The organism is Massilia sp. Bi118, from assembly GCF_918697865.1.
In the GTDB taxonomy this organism is placed as follows: Bacteria; Pseudomonadota; Gammaproteobacteria; order Burkholderiales; family Burkholderiaceae_D; genus Telluria.
Window position 1 is genome coordinate 124,322 of sequence record NZ_CAKKMV010000002.1, and the last position, 16,029, is coordinate 140,350.

Annotated in this window: 14 protein-coding genes; 8 read left to right on the forward strand and 6 right to left on the reverse strand. The window is 64.9% G+C overall.

Annotated features, from left to right (window positions below):
- Nucleotides 1–45: 45 nt before the first annotated feature.
- Nucleotides 46–2,376 (forward strand): UvrD-helicase domain-containing protein, encoded by a 2,331-nt coding sequence (locus LQV39_RS03165; RefSeq protein WP_230020294.1) that lies wholly within the window; start codon nucleotides 46–48, stop codon nucleotides 2,374–2,376.
- Between the two features lie 29 nt (nucleotides 2,377–2,405).
- On the opposite strand, the gene LQV39_RS03170 is transcribed toward LQV39_RS03165, so the two are convergent.
- From LQV39_RS03170 to LQV39_RS03180, 3 genes are read right to left on the reverse strand one after another with little or no spacing between them, the layout of a single operon-like run.
- Complete coding sequence (locus LQV39_RS03170; RefSeq protein ID WP_230020295.1) at nucleotides 2,406–3,176, reverse strand: BPSS1780 family membrane protein; 771 nt, start codon at nucleotides 3,174–3,176, stop codon at nucleotides 2,406–2,408.
- Nucleotides 3,173–4,132, reverse strand: a complete 960-nt coding sequence (locus LQV39_RS03175) for a homoserine kinase (RefSeq protein ID WP_230020296.1) — start codon at nucleotides 4,130–4,132, stop codon at nucleotides 3,173–3,175. Before LQV39_RS03175 ends, LQV39_RS03170 begins: the two co-directional genes overlap by 4 nt.
- A gap of 53 nt (nucleotides 4,133–4,185) precedes the next feature.
- Nucleotides 4,186–4,671 carry a hypothetical protein gene (locus tag LQV39_RS03180; RefSeq protein WP_230020297.1) on the reverse strand — a complete coding sequence of 162 codons (486 nt, stop codon included), beginning with the start codon at nucleotides 4,669–4,671 and terminating at the stop codon, nucleotides 4,186–4,188.
- Between the two features lie 142 nt (nucleotides 4,672–4,813).
- Here LQV39_RS03180 and polA point away from each other — a divergent pair, with 142 nt between their 5' ends.
- The 4 genes from polA (at nucleotide 4,814) to LQV39_RS03200 (ending at nucleotide 9,654) form a co-directional block, all read left to right on the forward strand.
- Entirely contained in the window at nucleotides 4,814–7,597 is a 2,784-nt protein-coding gene (gene polA, locus LQV39_RS03185; protein WP_230020298.1) for a DNA polymerase I, read from the forward strand.
- 141 nt (nucleotides 7,598–7,738) lie between these two features.
- Entirely contained in the window at nucleotides 7,739–8,578 is an 840-nt protein-coding gene (locus LQV39_RS03190; protein ID WP_230020299.1) for a dienelactone hydrolase family protein, read from the forward strand.
- 155 nt (nucleotides 8,579–8,733) lie between these two features.
- Complete coding sequence (locus LQV39_RS03195; RefSeq protein ID WP_230020300.1) at nucleotides 8,734–9,435, forward strand: ZIP family metal transporter; 702 nt, start codon at nucleotides 8,734–8,736, stop codon at nucleotides 9,433–9,435.
- Between the two features lie 75 nt (nucleotides 9,436–9,510).
- On the forward strand, nucleotides 9,511–9,654 hold the full coding sequence (locus LQV39_RS03200; protein WP_230020301.1) for a hypothetical protein: 144 nt from the start codon (nucleotides 9,511–9,513) through the stop codon (nucleotides 9,652–9,654).
- A 79-nt stretch (nucleotides 9,655–9,733) separates the two neighbouring features.
- Here LQV39_RS03200 and LQV39_RS03205 read toward each other — a convergent pair whose 3' ends face one another.
- The 3 genes from LQV39_RS03205 to LQV39_RS03215 are packed head-to-tail and all read right to left on the reverse strand — an operon-like array spanning nucleotide 9,734 to nucleotide 12,647.
- Nucleotides 9,734–10,591: a sulfurtransferase gene (locus tag LQV39_RS03205; protein WP_230020302.1), complete on the reverse strand. Its 858-nt coding sequence runs from the start codon at nucleotides 10,589–10,591 to the stop codon at nucleotides 9,734–9,736.
- 11 nt (nucleotides 10,592–10,602) lie between these two features.
- On the reverse strand, nucleotides 10,603–11,523 hold the full coding sequence (locus LQV39_RS03210) for a DMT family transporter (RefSeq protein WP_230020303.1): 921 nt from the start codon (nucleotides 11,521–11,523) through the stop codon (nucleotides 10,603–10,605).
- A complete protein-coding gene (locus tag LQV39_RS03215; RefSeq protein ID WP_230020304.1) occupies nucleotides 11,523–12,647 on the reverse strand; it encodes an aromatic ring-hydroxylating dioxygenase subunit alpha in 1,125 nt (374 codons plus the stop codon). The genes LQV39_RS03210 and LQV39_RS03215 overlap by 1 nt, the downstream gene beginning before the upstream one ends.
- Before the next feature lie 334 nt (nucleotides 12,648–12,981).
- On the opposite strand from LQV39_RS03215, the gene LQV39_RS03220 reads away from it, so the two are divergent.
- The 3 genes from LQV39_RS03220 to dxs are packed head-to-tail and all read left to right on the forward strand — an operon-like array spanning nucleotide 12,982 to nucleotide 16,016.
- Nucleotides 12,982–13,251, forward strand: a complete 270-nt coding sequence (locus tag LQV39_RS03220; protein ID WP_230020305.1) for an exodeoxyribonuclease VII small subunit — start codon at nucleotides 12,982–12,984, stop codon at nucleotides 13,249–13,251.
- Nucleotides 13,248–14,144, forward strand: a complete 897-nt coding sequence (locus LQV39_RS03225) for a polyprenyl synthetase family protein (RefSeq protein WP_230020306.1) — start codon at nucleotides 13,248–13,250, stop codon at nucleotides 14,142–14,144. The genes LQV39_RS03220 and LQV39_RS03225 overlap by 4 nt, the downstream gene beginning before the upstream one ends.
- On the forward strand, nucleotides 14,145–16,016 hold the full coding sequence (gene dxs / locus LQV39_RS03230; RefSeq protein ID WP_230020307.1) for a 1-deoxy-D-xylulose-5-phosphate synthase: 1,872 nt from the start codon (nucleotides 14,145–14,147) through the stop codon (nucleotides 16,014–16,016).
- Nucleotides 16,017–16,029 lie beyond the last annotated feature (13 nt).

Genomic DNA, 16,029 nt, shown 5'->3' on the forward strand with positions numbered 1-16,029 from the left:
AGCCGAAAGCCTGCTTCGGCCGATCCCGACGTTTATAATGCCCGCATGAATCTCCTCGACAACCTGAATCCCGAACAGCTCGCCGCGGTCACCTTGCCGTCCCAGAGCGCCCTGATCCTGGCCGGCGCCGGCTCGGGCAAGACGCGCGTGCTGACCACCCGGATCGCCTGGCTGATCCAGACCAGCCAGGTCTCGCCAGCCGGCATCATGGCGGTGACCTTCACCAATAAGGCGGCCAAGGAAATGCTGAGCCGCCTGTCGGCGATGCTGCCGATTAACACGCGCGGCATGTGGATCGGCACCTTCCACGGCCTGTGCAACCGCCTGTTGCGTACGCATCACCGCGACGCCGCGCTGCCGCAGAGTTTCCAGATCCTGGATTCGCAGGACCAGCTGTCGATGATCAAGCGCATGCTGAAGGCGCTGAATGTCGATGACGAGAAGTACCCGGCCAAAGACCTGATGTACTTCATCAACAACGCCAAGGACAACGGCCGCCGCGCCGCCGACTGCGAGGCCTACGACCACGTGCAAAAGCGCATGGTCGAGCTGTACGACGCCTACGACCAGCAGTGCCAGCGCGAAGGCGTGGTCGATTTTGCCGAGCTGCTGCTGCGCGCCTATGAACTGCTGCAGCGTAATCACCCGCTGCGCCAGCATTACCAGATGCGCTTCCGCCACATCCTGGTCGACGAGTTCCAGGACACCAACGATCTGCAGTACAACCTGCTGAAGCTGCTGGCGGGGCACCATGAGCCGGCCGGCGGCGCGATCTTCGCGGTGGGCGACGACGACCAGAGCATCTACGCCTTCCGCGGCGCCAACGTCGGCAACATGCAGGCTTTCGAGCGCGAATTCGAGGTGAAGAACCTGATCAAGCTGGAGCAGAACTACCGCTCGCACGGTCACATCCTCGACACCGCCAACTTCCTGATCGCCAACAACAAGCAGCGTCTCGGCAAAAACCTGCGCACCGACGCCGGCCAGGGCGAGCCGGTCCGCATCTACGAAGCTTCCTCCGACCTGGAAGAGGCGCAGTGGATCATCGACGAGGCCAAGAGCCTGATGGGCGAGGGCGTGCCGCGCAGCGAGATCGCGATCCTGTACCGCTCGAACGCGCAGAGCCGCGTGATCGAGCACGCGCTGTTCGCGGCCGGCATTCCGTACACCGTGTACGGCGGCCTGCGCTACTTCCAGCGCGCCGAGGTCAAGCACGCGATCGCTTACCTGCAGCTGATGGACAATCCGCACAACGATTCGGCCTTCCTGCGCGTGGTGAACTTCCCGACCCGAGGCATCGGCGCGCGCTCGATCGAGCAGCTGCAGATGGCGGCCGACAGCTATGGCGTGTCGCTGTACGCGGCGGTGCCGCACATGACCGGCAAGGCCGGCACCGTGCTCGCCAACTTCGTCAAGCTGATCGAGAGCGCGCGCTTCGAGACCCAGCAGCTGCCGCTGCCCGAAATGGTGAAGGTGGTGCTGGAGCGCAGCACGCTGCTGGACCACTATGGCAAGGAAAAGGAAGGCGCCGAGCGCATCGAGAACCTGGAACAGATGGTCAGCGCCGCCACCCACTTCGTGCAGGAAGAGGGCTTCGGCGTAACGGCGCCGGCGCATCTGGGCCCGCAGGCGGCGGCGAGCAGCGGCACGGCCATCGTCAACGTCGACGGCATCGAGCTGCTCGACGCCGATGCCCCGCTGGCGACCGTGATGTCGCCGCTGTCGGCCTTCCTGTCCCATGCCTCGCTGGAAGCCGGCGACGCCCAGGCCCAGGCCGGCCAGGACGCCATGCAGCTGATGACGGTGCACTCGGCCAAGGGCCTGGAATTCGACGCGGTCTTCATCACCGGCCTCGAAGAAGGCCTGTTCCCGCACGAGAGCAGCTCGCGCGAGCTGGATGGCGTGGACGAGGAAAGGCGCCTGATGTACGTGGCGATCACGCGCGCGCGCAAGCGCCTGTACATGAGCTTTACCCAGCAGCGCATGCTGCACGGCCAGACCCGCTTCAACATGAAGTCGCGCTTCTTCGACGAGTTGCCGGAAGAGTCGCTGAAGTGGCTGTCGCCGCGGGTGCAGACGAAGTGGTTCGGCGGCCGCAACTCGACCACGGCCTGGGACGACGCCAACTTCCGCGAAGGCGGCAGCGACAACCAGATCGCCCTGCAGATCAAGCAGAAGTCCAGCAGTAATAATAGTAAAGGCGAGGGCATCGGCTGGCGCATCGGCGAGCAGGTGTCGCACGCGCGCTTCGGCGAGGGCGTGATCGTGAATATCGAGGGCGGGGCAGGCAGCCCGCGCGCACTGATCAACTTTGGCGGGGCGGGGATGAAAATGCTGGACCTGTCGGTGGCCAAGCTGGAGAAAGTGCCCAGGTGAGGTGACGTGGGCTCCCCGAGCCCACGCTGTCACGCCGGCTGCAAATCCTTGTCGCCCGGCTTGCCGAAAATATCCCGGTACCCGGCATAGATCGCACACTGCCAGAAGAGAATAAACAAAAACATCAGCCACATCAGGACCACCTGCGCCAGCATGATCGTGCTGAACAGGTTCACCACCAGGAAGGTGGCGGCGAGGAAGATGCCGAACCAGCACAGCACCAGCACGCCGAACACGCGCGCCGAGCGCAGTACGGCGAAGAAGCTGTAGAAGGTGGCCTTGCCGGGGCCCATGTGCTTCCAGTAGGTGAGCGGCGCCGTAAAGCACAGCGACAGCAGCAGCACCGTCTCCAGGATCAGCAGGCCGAAGGCGGCCATGAAGTCGGAGGCCGTGAAAGGCAGCTTGTCGCCGGGGCCGATCTTGATGTCGCCCGGGAGCTGGCGCAGCGAATCCGGCGCGATCAGCAGCGTCGCCAGGGCCAGGATCAGGAACACGCCCAGGTAAATCACCCCGATCTTGCACAGGCCGCCCAGCACCGGCTTGCGAAAGCCCGTCAGCAGCACCCCTAAAGTGACGCGGTCGCCGTTGTCGATCATCAGGCAGGCCTGCATGAAGGCCATCGTGAACGAGGGAATCAGCACCACCACCAGGATCGGGCCGATGAAGGGCAGGGCGCTGATGCCGATCGCCAGCAGGATGTTCGCGAACAGCAGGGACATGAGGGCGGCGGGCTGCTTGCGGAACAGGGCCATGCCCCGTTTCAGCCAGGCCCAGCCGGTGAGTGCGGGCAGATTGTTCATGCGGTGAGATCCGGCGCGGGAACCGCGATGCGCTCGCGCAGCACGCGTTCGAAGTGGGTGGGGTCGTGCGGCGTCAGCATCTCGGCTTCGCGCGGACGGTGCAGGTCGTACAGGCGCGACAGCCAGAAGCGCAGCGCCGCGGCGCGCAGCATCGGCTGCCATGCCTGGGCTTCGGCTTCGGTGAAGGGACGCACGGCGTGATAGGCGCGGGTCAGTGCCAGCACGCGGTCCGCGTCCAGGCGGCCGCTTTCGAGATCGATGCACCAGTCGTTGACGGTGACGGCGATGTCGAACAGCCAGCTGTCCCAGCCCGCAAAATAGAAGTCGAAGCAGCCGCTCAGGCGCTCGCCGACGAACATCACGTTGTTGCGGAACAGGTCGGCGTGGACCGGGCCCTGGGTCAGCTTGGCATAGACCGGACCGGCCGCGAAGCCGCGCTGGAAGGCCAGCTCCGATTCCAGCAGCGCGGCTTTATCGGCGTCGAGGAAGGGCAGGACCTTGGGCACGGTCTCGACCCACCAGTCCAGGCCGCGCAGGTTCGGCTGGCGCAGCGCGAAGTCCTGGCCGGCCAGATGCATCTTCGCCAGCGTGGCGCCCACTTCGGCGCAATGCACGGGTTGCGGATCCATCTGCGAGCTGCCATCGAGCTTGCTGACGATGGTGGCCGGCTTGCCGTGCAGCGCCACTACCAGTTCTCCCCGGTCGTTCGGCACCGGCGCCGGGACCGGCACGCCGCGTTCCGCCAGATGACGCATCAGCTGGACGTAGAAGGGCAGCTGCTCGAAATCGAGGTTCTCGAAGATCGTCAGGACGAATTCGCCGCGCTCGGTCGTCAGGAAGAAATTACTGTTTTCGATGCCGCTGGCGATGCCTTTGAGCGCCAGGGCTTTACCTAAGGGAAACTGCTTGATCCACTGGCTGAGGTCGTCCAGTGTGACCGAGGTGAAAACTGCCATCGTTCACGAAATATTGGGTAGCTGTGGCGGCCGCCCACGAAGGCGGCCGGTCGTCATTTCTTCTCGGGTCCGGCGGTCGCGTTGGCCGGCAGCGCCGGCGGCGGCGGTGCGTCGGCGGTGGTCGGCGTGTTGGTCCCGGTCTCGCTCGCGGCCTTGCGCTTGCCCGACAGGTCGAATTCGCCCACTTTCCATTGCGGCGCGCGGGTTGCGGTGGCGCCTGGGCCGGCCGGGACTGCGCCGGGCGGGTTGTTCGGCTTCATGTAGTAGTGGCTGCCGCTGCTGTTCACTTCGACTTCGGTCACCTGCCCGCCGTCACCGCGCGTTTCCTTGATCTGGGTACGGGTGCGCGAAGGGATGTTGGTGGCCGGTACATCGCTGCCCGGTTCGACGCGCTCGAGCTTGGGCGGGGCCTCGCTTTTACTTGGCTGCTGGTTCGATTGCGGCGCCGCTGGCTGCGTCGATTGCTGGGCCGACGCAATTCCGGCCTGCGCGGCCAGAAGCAGAGCGAGGAGGGGCAGGCGGGTAGGGATGCGTGGCATGGTGGTCACCTTTGTCGTTTAGTTCATTGTAACAAACGACGCTGCCCGCCAGTAAAAAGCATGTGAAAAGTGTGAACCGGCCCCATATGGAGGGGATGCCGATTCTGCGATAATGGCCCACCTTTGCTCATCTCGACCCTCCATGGACAATACCCTGCTTCTCGTTGACGGCTCCAGCTACCTGTACCGCGCTTTTCACGCGCTGCCCGACCTGCGCAGCCCCGACGGCCACCCGACCGGTGCGATGCACGGCATGGTCAACATGCTGCGCCGCCTGCGCGCCGACTTCCCGGCCGCCTACATCGCCTGCGTGTTCGACGCCAAGGGCAAGACCTTCCGCGACGACCTCTACCCCGAGTACAAGGCCACGCGCGCCTCGATGCCGGAGGACCTGGGCAAGCAGATCGAACCGATCCACGAAGTGGTGCGCCACATGGGCTGGCCGATCCTGATGGTCGAAGGCGTCGAGGCCGACGACGTGATCGGCACCCTGGCCTGCCAGGCGACCGCGCGCGGCATGAACACCGTGGTCTCGACCGGTGACAAAGATTTGGCCCAGCTGGTCAACGACAAGGTCATGCTGATCAATACGATGAGCAACGAAAAGCTCGACGAAGCCGGCGTGCTGGCCAAGTTCGGCGTGGCGCCCAACCGCATCATCGATTACCTGACCCTGATCGGCGACACCGTCGACAATGTGCCGGGCGTGAGCAAGTGCGGCCCGAAGACCGCGGTCAAGTGGCTGACCCTGCACGGCTCGCTGGACGGCGTCATCGAGAACGCCCACACCATCGGCGGCGCGGTCGGCGCCAACCTGCAGGCGGCCCTGGAATGGCTGCCGAAAGGCCGCGAGCTGATCACCGTGAAGTGCGACTGCGACCTGTCCGGCCACCTGGTGTCGATCGAGGAAACCCTGGTCGGCCGCCCGGAAGACAAGGAAGCGCTGCGCGACTTCTTTCAGCGCTACGGTTTCAAGACCATGCTGCGCGAGATGGGCCCGAACAGCGGCAATCCGGGGCGTTTCGTCACGCCCGGCACCCAGCCGGCCCAGGCGCCGCTGTTCAATTCGCCGGAAGGCGCGGCCGATGCGAACGGCACGCTGCCCGGCATGGCGGTCATCAAGGGCGAGTACGAGACCGTCACCACCATCGAGCAGCTGGAGCGCTGGCTGGAAGCGATCGACAAGGCCGAACTGACCTCGGTCGATACCGAGACCACCTCGCTCGATCCGATGACGGCCGAGATGGTCGGTATCTCGCTGTCGGTCGAGGCGGGCAAGGGCGCCTACATCCCGCTGGCGCACCGTTATGCCGGCGTGCCCGAGCAGCTGAACCGCGAAGAAGTCCTCGAACGCATGAAGGCCTGGCTGGAAAACCCGGACAAGCCGAAGCTGGGCCAGAACCTGAAGTACGACGCCCACATCTTCGAGAACCACGGCGTCAAGCTGCGCGGGGTCAATCACGACACCCTGCTGCAATCCTATGTGTTCGAGTCGCACAAGCCGCACGACATGGACACCATGGCGATGCGCCACTTGGGCTACACCACGATTCCCTTCGTCGACGTGTGCGGCAAGGGCGTCAACCAGATCTGCTTCGACCAGGTCGAGCTGGGGCGTGCCACCGAGTACGCGGCCGAGGATTCGGACATCACCCTGCGCCTTCATCAAACGATGATCGGCCACGTCGAAAGCGACGAAGGCCTGAATTACATCTACCGCAAGATCGAGCTGCCGACCTCCGTGGTGCTGCAGAAGATCGAGCGCAATGGCGTGCTGATCGACGCCGGCAAGCTGGCCGCGCAGTCCAGCGAACTGGCGGTGCGCATCGCGGAACTCGAGCAGCAGGCCTACGAACTGGCCGGCGGCCCCTTCAACCTCGGTTCGCCCAAGCAGATCGGCGAGATCTTCTTCGGCAAGCTGCAGCTCCCGGTGATCAAGAAGACCGCCACCGGCGCGCCGTCGACGGACGAAGAGGTGCTGCAGAAGCTGGCGGAAGACTATCCGCTGCCGAAGATCCTGCTCGAGCACCGGGGCCTGTCGAAATTAAAGTCAACGTACACCGACAAGCTGCCGAAGATGGTCAATCCGAACACCGGCCGCGTGCACACCAACTATGCGCAGGCGGTGGCGATTACCGGCCGCCTGGCCTCGAACGATCCGAACCTGCAGAACATCCCGGTGCGTAACGCCGAAGGCCGCCGCATCCGCGAAGCCTTCATCGCGAATCCGGGCAGCGTGCTGGTGTCGGCCGACTATTCGCAGATCGAGCTGCGCATCATGGCCCACATCTCGGGCGACGAAGCGATGCTGCGCGCCTTCGCCGCAGGAGAAGACATCCACCGCGCCACCGCCGCCGAGATCTTCGGCATCGCGCCCGAGGACGTCGAGAGCGAGCAGCGCCGCTATGCGAAGGTCATCAACTTCGGCCTGATCTACGGCATGAGCGCGTTCGGCCTGGCCCAGAACCTGGGCATCGAGCGCAGCGCCGCCAGCAACTACATCGAGCGCTACTTCCAGCGCTTCGCCGGCGTCAAGCAGTACATGGACGAGACCCGCCTGCAGGCCAAGGCCCGCGGCTACGTCGAGACCGTGTTCGGCCGCCGCCTGTGGCTCCCGGAGATCAACTCGCCGAACGGCCCGCGCCGCGCCGGCGCCGAACGCGCGGCGATCAACGCGCCGATGCAGGGCACGGCGGCGGACCTGATCAAGCTGGCCATGATCGCGGTGCAGGACTGGATCGAACAGGAAAAGCTTGGCACCCGCATGATCATGCAGGTGCACGACGAACTGGTGCTGGATGTGCCGGAAGCGGAGCTGGAACTGGTCAAGACCAAGTTGCCGGAGTTAATGGCGGGCGTGGCGACGCTGAAGGTGCCGCTGGTGGCGGAGACGGGGGTGGGGGCGAACTGGGAAGAGGCGCACTGAGTGTGCGGCTCCCCCCATTAACGTCATGCGTGGGCACGGGGTGCCCACCCTACGGCGTTGCCTAGATGTAGGGTGGGCTCCCCGAGCCCACGGTATGCATTAAGATAGCAATCCTTTGTTACCCCGACCGGAGGATTGCCCATGAACGATCTCGTAATTGACCGTCGCGACTTCCTGAAGGTAGCGCTGGGCACCGGCTTCGCCGCCGCCACGCTGCCCGTCGCCGCGCAGTCCGTGATCAAGACCGATACCGCAGGCCTCACCGCCGGTACCGTCAACCTGAACGTGAACGGCCAGACCGTCCCCGTCTACCGGGCCCAGCCCGAGGGCAAATCGAACCTGCCGGTGATCCTGGTGATCTCCGAGATCTTCGGCGTACACGAGCACATCGCCGACGTCGCCCGCCGCTTCGCGAAGCAGGGCTACCTGGCGCTGGCGCCGGAGCTGTTCGTGCGCCAGGGCGACCCGTCGAAGATCGGCGACATCGCCACCCTCATGAAGGACATCATCTCGAAGACCCCCGACGCGCAGGTGATGGGCGACCTCGATGCCTGCGTGGCCTGGGCCGCGAATAACGGCGGCAACGTCGACAAGCTGGGCATCACCGGCTTCTGCTGGGGCGGGCGGGTCACCTGGATGTACTCGATCCACAACCCCAAGGTCAAGGCCGGCGTGGCCTGGTACGGCCGCCTGCAGGGCGACGCGACCGCGAACACGCCGCAGCATCCGGTCGACATCGCACCAAGCCTGACGGTGCCGGTGCTGGGCCTGTACGGCGCCAGGGACACCGGCATCCCGCTCGACACCGTCGAGAAGATGAAGGCGGCGCTGGCCAAGGGTTCGAGTGGATCGACCTTCGTGGTGTACCCGGACGCGGGCCACGCCTTCCACGCCGACTACCGTCCGAGCTACAACGAGAAGGACGCGAAGGACGGCTCGACGCGCGCGCTGGCCTGGTTCAGGCAGCACGGCGTGGCCTGATTCGCACGGCTTACGGCCCGGCACGGTAAAATGCCGGGCTGGCGCCCGCATGCGGCGCACAAAGAACAAGAAGAGGCTTCACGATCGACCCCGTTCTCATTTCCATCCTACTTGCAACCGGCCTGGCGGGCGTCGTCAGCATCACGGCTGCGGCAGTGTTTTCCTTTACCTTGTTGGCCAAGGTGGTCGAGCGCATGGTCAGCCTGTCGGTCGGCATCATGCTCGCGACCTCGCTGCTGCACGCGCTGCCGGAGGCTTTCGAGTCGGGCGTCGATCCACGCGGCCTGTTCGCGACCCTGCTGGGCGGCCTGCTGGCCTTCTTCCTGCTGGAGAAGGTGGCCTTGCTGCGCCATTCGCACCACCACGAGGGCGACGGCCACCACCACGCGCACGGGCACGACGCGCACCAGGCGGGCAAGGCGGGATGGATGATCCTGATCGGCGACGGCATGCACAACTTCACGGACGGCATCCTGATCGCCGCCGCCTTCCTCGCCAATCCGCAGCTGGGCATCGTGACCGGCGTCGCCATCATCGCGCACGAGATCCCGCAGGAGATCGGCGACTTCATCGTGCTGCTGAACGCGGGCTTTTCGCGCCTGCGCGCCTATGTCTTCAACCTGCTGTGCAGCCTGCTGGCGGTGGTCGGCGGACTGCTTGGGTATTACACGCTCGATCAAGCCAGCGGCCTGATTCCCTACGTACTGGTGTTCGCGTCCTCGGGCTTCATCTACATCGCCGTGAGCGACCTGATGCCGCAGATGCAGCGGCGCGCCACCGTGCGCGAGTCGATTCCGCAGGTATTGCTGATCGGGCTGGGTGTGGTCATCGTGCTGCTCCTGACGCACGGACACTGAGGTTTATTGTCCTCCCATATTGACATGGGAATTCGAACCGGCCTATGCTGAGTCGTTCGCTATGTGGAGGCAGCAATGGCAAGGCTGGTCAATCAAGTGGTTGTGGCGCTGCGTGAGAAGCCGTCGCGGTTCGGCTTCGTGCTCGGTATCCTGGTGTTGTCGGTCCTCGTATTTACGCTGGCGGACTTCCTGCCGGCGCCCTACGACATGAACCATTAAGCGGTAGGGTGGGGTATTGAGGCCGGGGGGCTTAATACAAACGTGCCCACCATGGAATCATTGATCGCCGGACGTGCGCTCACTGAGCGCCCGTCCCCACCGGCCGCGCGGCGTCCGCGCTCCACTCGCTCCACGATCCCGGATACAAGGCTGCGCCAGGCAGGCCCGCCACTTCCAGCGCCAGCAGGTTGTGGCAGGCCGTGACGCCGGAGCCGCACTGCATGATGGCCTTCTTCGGATCGCCCACCGCCACCCCCAGTTCCGCCTTCAGCCGATCCGGCGCCTTGAAGCGCCCGTCCGCCTGCAGGTTATCCTTGAAGAAGCGGTTCTTCGCGCCCGGGATATGGCCGCCCACCGGGTCGATGGTCTCGTTCTCGCCGCGGAAGCGGTCCGGCGCACGCGCGTCGACCACCTGGCGGCCGCCATGCTCCACATTGTGCAGGACCGTATTCACGTCCACCGTCGTCACCAGCGGCGCGCGCGCCGTGATCGTGCCGGGCGCGCGTGAAGAAGGCGCATCGGTCGACAAGGGCAGGCCGGCCGCTTGCCACGCCGGCACGCCGCCATCCAGCACCGCCACGGCTTCGTGGCCGATCCAGCGCAGCATCCACCACAGGCGCGCCGCGTACATGCCGCCGTGGGCGTCGTAGGCCACGACCTGCGTATTCTCGTTCACGCCCCAGCTGCGCAGCAGCTCGATGAAGGCATCCTTTTCCGGCAGCGGATGGCGGCCGCGGAAGGCGCCGTTCGCATCGCGTTTTTCACCGGACAGCTCGTGCTCCATGTCGGCGAACAGCGCGTTCGGGAGGTGGCCGGCCGCATAGGCTTCGCGCCCGGCGGCCAGGTTCGCCAGGTCGTGGCGGCAGTCGACGATCACCCAGTCGGCGTCGTTCACATGGGGTGCCAGGGCGGCGGCTTCGATCAGGGTCGTGTACATAAGCAGTCTCCTTATAGTTCGCTGGCGATCGGATCGGTATCCTTGACGACGGCGCCGCGCGCCGTGCTCTTCGTATTGTAGAACGTCGCGGCGATGCCGGAGACCAGGATCACGCCCATCCCCAGCCACACGTGCCAGTCGAACACGTCGCCCCACAGCAGCATGCCCCACAGGCTGGAGAAGATGATGCCGGTGTACTGCAGGTTGGCCACCACCAGCACCTTGCCGAGGCGGTAGGCGCGCGTCATCGCCATCTGGGCCAGCAGGGCGGGGATGCCGATCGCCAGCAGCAGCAGGCCGCTGTGCCAGGTATGCGCATGGAAGGGCGCGGCGACGCCGTTCTCGAGCAGGGTGCCGAAGAAGCCGGCCACGGTCGTGGTCAGCGAAAAATAGAACACCACGCGGTATTCGGGTTCGCCCATCTGGCCCAGGTTACGCACCTGCATATAGGCCATCGCCGAGATAATCGAGGACATCACGCCCACCGCGCCGCCCAGCCATTCGTTCATCTCGACGGCAGGGCGCAGCACCAGGGTCACGCCGACGAAGCTCATGCCGATCGCCACCACCAGCGGCCATTCCGTCTGGCCTTTCGCATGCCACCAGCCCATCAGGAACATCCAGGCGGCGAGCCAGATCGGCGCCATGTAGTTGAGGGTGACGGCGGTGGCGAGCGGCAGCTTGCCGATCGCGTAAAACCACATCCACAGCGAGGTCACGCCGACCAGGCTGCGCACCAGGTGCTGCTTGGGGAAGAGGGTCTTGAGGGTGCCGCCCTGCAGGCGGATCATGAGGAACAGGAGCAGGGTGCCGACCAGGCCCCTGTACATCACGATTTCAGAAGTGGAGTAGTAAGGGGAGACCAGCTTCACGCCCGCGCCCATGGCGGCAAACGCGAAGCTGGCAAACAACATCCATAAAGCTGGCGGCATTACATTCCTGGTGCGATGAGGTCGAGTCTGTCCAGTTTACTTCGGTACCATTCGTGGAAGTGCTGCATGCCGTCTTCCATCGGCGACTGGTAGGGGCCGACCTCGTTGACGCCGCGGTCCAGCAGGATCTTGCGGCCGGCATCCATGCGCAGGGCGATCTCGTCGTCCTCGACGCAGGTTTCCATGTAGGCCGCGCGCTCGGCGTCGACGAACCCGCGCTCGAACAGCACGAACTCTTCCGGGTAGTAGAACTCGACCACGTTGCGGGTCTTCTGCGGGCCCATCGGCCACAGGGTCGACACCACCAGCACGTTCGGATACCACTCGACCATGATGTTCGGGTACAGGGTCAGCCAGATCGCGCCATACTTCGGCGCCTGTCCATTGTTGAACTTCAGGACCTGTTCCTGCCACTTTTTATACGCGGGCGAGCCGGACTTCTGCAGGCCGCGGTGCACGCCGACGGTCTGGACGCTGTAGTCCGTGCCGAATTCCCAGCGCAGGTCGTCGCAGCTGACGAAGTTGCCCAGGCCCGGGTGGAAGGGCTCGACGTGGTAATCCTCCAGGTAGACCTCGATGAAGGTCTTCCAGTTGTAGTCGCACTCGTGCACTTCCACATGGTCGAACATGTAGCCCGAAAAATCGAGGTCCTTCGTCACCGACAGGTGCTTGAGCTTGTCCATGACGTCATAGCCGTTCTGCTCGAACAGCAGGCCGTTCCAGTTCTGCAGCGGCGTCTTCGAAAGGTTCAGGCAGGGCGTGTCGGCGAAATGCGGCGCGCCGATCAGTTCGCCCTTCAGGTCGTAGGTCCAGCGGTGCAGGGGGCAGACGATGTTCTTGGCATTGCCGCGGCCATTGAACATCAGCGCCTGGCGATGGCGGCAGACGTTGGACATCAGTTCGATGCCTTGTGCGTTACGCACCAGCATGCGACCCTCGTTCTCCGACTTCAGGGTCGCAAAATCGCCCTTTTCGGGCACCATCAGTTCATGCCCGGCGTAGCGGGGGCCCTTCAGGAAAAGTTCCTGCATTTCGCGCTGCAGCAGCGCCTGGTCGAAGTAGACATTTACCGGAAGCTGGGCGCACGAGCGCGCCAGCTTGGCGTGGGTAGCCAGATCGGACATCCCAACCCCCCTTTACAGATTTCAGCCAAAGAAGAGAAAGAATCCGAGAACCAGCATTTCCGGAGTGATAAACGGAATACGGTATTTCGGAGACAGAACCGGAGATTATAGCCTGTAAAGGCTCAGCCGTGGACTGGCCCTGCACGCGGTTGTGGTGCGTGCGTGCATAAAAATTGCCTGGAAGGCATCGTTTTCATTAATCGGGAAGCGCTTTGCGATAAAATGTGTCTTTGCTTACAAGATGCCGGACGCAGACGCGGCGTCATGCAGGGGTAGGATTGTTTACAATAAGCGATTAGACTATTGCGCCTCGCCCCGAACCGATCGAACCATTATGCCAAATAAAACAAGCGCGGAGAGCGCCGTAGCGCCAGCGAACCTCCCGCCCGAGTCTTTCGAGCAGGCGATGGCCGAGCTTGCCCAGCTGGTGACGCAGATGGAAGGCGGCCAATTGCCGCTGGAAGCGTCGGTTGCCGCCTATGCGCGCGGCTCCGAACTGGTGCGTTATTGTGCGGCCCAGCTGGAGAAGGTGGAGTCGCAGGTCAAGGTGCTCGAAGGCGAGATGCTCAAGCCCTTCAGCACGGACGGCGAGGATGACGAATGAGCACGCAGCAGGACTTCCGCAGCTGGATGGAAGGCGTGCAGGCCCGCACCGAGGATGCCCTCGGCCGTTTCCTGCCGGCGGCGGAATCAAAGCCCGCCAAGCTGCATGAAGCGATGCGCTACACCACGCTGGGTGGCGGCAAGCGCGTGCGCCCGCTGCTGGCCCATGCGGCCGGCGAACTGTTCGGCGCCGCCGACGACGCCGTAGCGCGCGCCGCCTGCGCGGTCGAGATGATCCATGTGTATTCGCTGGTCCACGACGACATGCCCTGCATGGACGACGACGCGCTCCGCCGCGGCAAGCCGACCGTGCACGTGGCCTACGACGAAGCGACCGCGCTGCTGGTCGGCGATGCACTGCAGGCCCAGGCCTTCGAGGTGCTGGCCGGCGCCGGCGATGTCGCCCCCGCCCGCCTGGTGACGATGCTGCGCCTGCTGGCCGAGGCGGCGGGATCCGCCGGCATGTGCGGCGGCCAGGCGATCGACCTCGACAGCGTCGGTTTCAAGCTGACGCTGGAAGAACTCGAGCGCATGCACCAGCTCAAGACGGGCGCCATGCTGCGCGTGTCGGTGCTGCTGGGCGCCCTGTGCGGGAAGGACCTCTCGCCGCAGGAGCTGGACGCATTGAAGGCGTATTCGCGCGCCATCGGCCTGGCTTTCCAGGTGGTGGACGACGTGCTGGACGCAACCGCGGATTCTGCGACCCTCGGCAAGACCGCGGGCAAGGACGCCGCGGCGAACAAACCGACTTACGTATCGATTCTGGGGCTGGAGCCGTCGAAGGCGCTGGCCGAACAACTGCGGCGGCAGGCGCATGAGGCGCTCACGCCGTTCGGAGAACAAGCACTGCGGCTGCGCGAACTCGCGGACCTGATCGTGCAGCGGAAGGCCTAAATGAAACTGCTAGATACCATCAACGACCCCGCGGACCTGCGCAAGCTGCCGCGCACCCAGCTGACCCCGCTGGCCACCGAACTGCGCCAGTTCCTGCTGGATTCGGTGTCCAAGACCGGCGGCCACCTGTCTTCCAACCTCGGCACCGTCGAGCTGACGATCGCGCTGCACTACGTGTTCAACACGCCGGAAGACCGCATCGTGTGGGACGTCGGCCACCAGACCTATTCGCACAAGATCCTGACGGGGCGCCGCGACCGCATGCCGACGCTGCGCCAGCACCACGGCCTGTCCGGCTTCCCGAAGCGCGACGAAAGCGAGTACGACACTTTCGGCACCGCCCACTCGTCGACGTCGATTTCGGCGGCGCTGGGCATGGCCCAGGCGGCCAAGATCAAGGGCGAGAAGCGCAAGGCGATCGCGGTGATCGGCGACGGCTCGATGACGGCCGGCATGGCCTTCGAAGCCCTGAACAATGCCGGCGTCGAGGACGACGTCGACCTGCTGGTGGTCCTGAACGACAACGACATGTCGATCTCGCCGCCGGTGGGCGCGCTGAACCGCTACCTGGCGCGCCTGATGTCGGGCCAGTTCTACGCTGCCGCCAAAAACGTGGGAAAAAGCGTGCTGCCGGCGCCGATGCTGGAACTGGCGAAAAAGCTGGAAGAACACGCGAAGGGCATGGTGGTCCCGGCCACGATGTTCGAGGAATTCGGCTTCAACTACGTCGGCCCGATCGACGGCCACGACCTCGACTCGCTGATCCCGACCCTGCAGAACATCAAGAAGCTCAAGGGCCCGCAGTTCCTGCACGTGGTGACGAAAAAAGGGCAGGGCTACAAGCTGGCCGAGGCCGAGCCGATCCTGTACCACGGCACCGGCAAGTTCAATCCGAGCGAAGGCATCAAGCCGGCCACCGCGCCGTCCAAGATTACCTATACAGAGGTGTTCGGCAACTGGCTGTGCGACATGGCAGCCGTCGACAAGCGCCTGATCGGCATCACGCCGGCCATGCGCGAAGGCTCGGGCATGGTGCGCTTCCACCAGCAGTACCCGGAGCGCTACTTCGACGTCGGCATCGCCGAACAGCATTCCGTCACCTTCGCCGCCGGCATGGCGACCGAGGGCGTGAAGCCGGTGCTGGCGATCTACTCGACCTTCCTGCAGCGCGGCTACGACCAGCTGATCCACGACGTGGCCCTGCAGAACCTGGACGTGACCTTCGCCCTGGACCGCGCCGGCCTGGTCGGCGCCGATGGCGCGACCCACGCCGGCAACTACGACCTGGCCTACCTGCGCTGCATCCCGAACATGGTCGTCATGGCGCCGTCCGACGAGAACGAATGCCGGCAGATGCTGACCACCGCCTACCACTTCCCGGGTCCGGCGGCGGTGCGCTATCCGCGCGGCGCCGGCGTCGGCGCGGCCCTGCAGCAGGAGCTGAGCTCGATCGAGATCGGCAAGGGCCTGGTGAAACGCGAAGGCAAGGGCGTCGCCATCCTGGCCTTCGGCTCGATGGTCGCCCCGAGCCTGAAGGCCGCCGAGGGCCTGAACGCGAGCGTGGCCGACATGCGCTTCGTGAAGCCGCTCGACGTCGAGCTCGTAAAACGCCTGGCGAAGGAGCACGACTACCTGGTGACGGTGGAAGAGGGCTGCACCATGGGCGGCGCCGGTTCGGCTGTCGCCGAGGCCCTGGCAGCTGAAGGCATCGTCAAGCCGCTGCTGATCCTGGGCCTGCCGGACGCCTTCATCGACCAGGGCGACCCGGGCGTGCTGCTGGCCTCCGTCGGCCTGGACGCGCACGGCATCGGCAAATCGATCCGCGAGCGCTTCGGGATCGGCGAGCCGCGTCTCGTGGTCAACAACAACTGAGCGGCACCCAGCC

Bases quoted from the DNA above. Each gene is read 5' to 3' on its own strand.
- LQV39_RS03165 (WP_230020294.1), top strand. From the start codon at position 46: ATGAATCTCCTCGACAACCTGAATCCCGAACAGCTCGCCGCGGTCACC.
- LQV39_RS03170 (WP_230020295.1), bottom strand. From the start codon at position 3,176: ATGAACAATCTGCCCGCACTCACCGGCTGGGCCTGGCTGAAACGGGGC.
- LQV39_RS03175 (WP_230020296.1), bottom strand. From the start codon at position 4,132: ATGGCAGTTTTCACCTCGGTCACACTGGACGACCTCAGCCAGTGGATC.
- LQV39_RS03180 (WP_230020297.1), bottom strand. From the start codon at position 4,671: ATGCCACGCATCCCTACCCGCCTGCCCCTCCTCGCTCTGCTTCTGGCC.
- polA (WP_230020298.1), top strand. From the start codon at position 4,814: ATGGACAATACCCTGCTTCTCGTTGACGGCTCCAGCTACCTGTACCGC.
- LQV39_RS03190 (WP_230020299.1), top strand. From the start codon at position 7,739: ATGAACGATCTCGTAATTGACCGTCGCGACTTCCTGAAGGTAGCGCTG.
- LQV39_RS03200 (WP_230020301.1), top strand. From the start codon at position 9,511: ATGGCAAGGCTGGTCAATCAAGTGGTTGTGGCGCTGCGTGAGAAGCCG.
- LQV39_RS03205 (WP_230020302.1), bottom strand. From the start codon at position 10,591: ATGTACACGACCCTGATCGAAGCCGCCGCCCTGGCACCCCATGTGAAC.
- LQV39_RS03210 (WP_230020303.1), bottom strand. From the start codon at position 11,523: ATGCCGCCAGCTTTATGGATGTTGTTTGCCAGCTTCGCGTTTGCCGCC.
- LQV39_RS03215 (WP_230020304.1), bottom strand. From the start codon at position 12,647: ATGTCCGATCTGGCTACCCACGCCAAGCTGGCGCGCTCGTGCGCCCAG.
- LQV39_RS03220 (WP_230020305.1), top strand. From the start codon at position 12,982: ATGCCAAATAAAACAAGCGCGGAGAGCGCCGTAGCGCCAGCGAACCTC.
- LQV39_RS03225 (WP_230020306.1), top strand. From the start codon at position 13,248: ATGAGCACGCAGCAGGACTTCCGCAGCTGGATGGAAGGCGTGCAGGCC.
- dxs (WP_230020307.1), top strand. From the start codon at position 14,145: ATGAAACTGCTAGATACCATCAACGACCCCGCGGACCTGCGCAAGCTG.